This is a genomic window from Xenorhabdus santafensis (genome assembly GCF_033949405.1).
GTDB lineage: Bacteria > Pseudomonadota > Gammaproteobacteria > Enterobacterales > Enterobacteriaceae > Xenorhabdus > Xenorhabdus santafensis.
The window spans coordinates 1-774 of sequence record NZ_VCDN01000187.1; the positions used below are offsets into that span (position 1 = coordinate 1).

General features: G+C 33.3%; 1 protein-coding gene. It reads left to right on the plus strand.

Annotated elements, in window-relative coordinates; genetic code table 11:
• Nucleotides 1-293 precede the first annotated feature (293 nt).
• On the plus strand, nt 294-677 hold the full coding sequence (locus FE392_RS19775) for a transposase (RefSeq protein ID WP_319931846.1): 384 nt from the start codon (nt 294-296) through the stop codon (nt 675-677).
• The last annotated feature ends 97 nt before the right edge of the window (nt 678-774 follow it).

Consider the following 774-nt stretch of genomic DNA (forward strand, 5'->3'; position numbering starts at 1 on the left):
AGGGATATGTCAGATGGTATAGTCGCTTATGAAACTACATTAGGCCAACCTGGATTACCAGAAAATCAAGTTCATATTTTTGATTTCGACGATAAAGATGTTGATGTTTCTCCAGAAGAACAGAAGAAATTCCATTATCAATGGTTTGAATCATTGTAACAAAGTAACTGATTTATTAGCTTAAATAAAGCTGGAAAGATCCTCGTGATCTTCCAGTTTATTGTTATTCATCTGAATTAGCTTACATATCCACAGAAATTGTAATCACACATCAACAATCAAAAAGGAATGACATGACAACCGTATATCAATATCTTTATGACAAGATGATCAAAAAAAGAGAAGAGATGCGCAGCTATTTACTGGGTCCGTTGAGTGATGATTTACCCGAAGAATATAAGCCGATACGTGAACTTTATTATCATGGCTCAGCCAAAGGCAAATCCTACGTAGAGGAGATGATCATAAAAACAACAAATGATACTCTCCTTATCCAACTTGAAAAACTGGATAGACTACGGTTATTGGAAAATGGCAAGGACATGTTTTCACTGGTATTAACGCCTAAAGAATATAATAGCGTTGTTTTTGTTCCCAAAAATCTTAGTTTTTGCTCAATTATGAAAGAGTTGATTGAGGAAGAAAAAAACAATCCCACGTCGCAATTTGTTTATTAAATGGCCTTACTAAAAATAGATAAATTACATCACTATGACGTAATTTATCTATAGAGAACTTATTTATGTTGAAAACAAAATTGATTAAGCCCCAGTG

Coding starts and splice junctions, on each gene's coding strand:
- FE392_RS19775 (WP_319931846.1), top strand. CDS start 294: ATGACAACCGTATATCAATATCTTTATGACAAGATGATCAAAAAAAGA.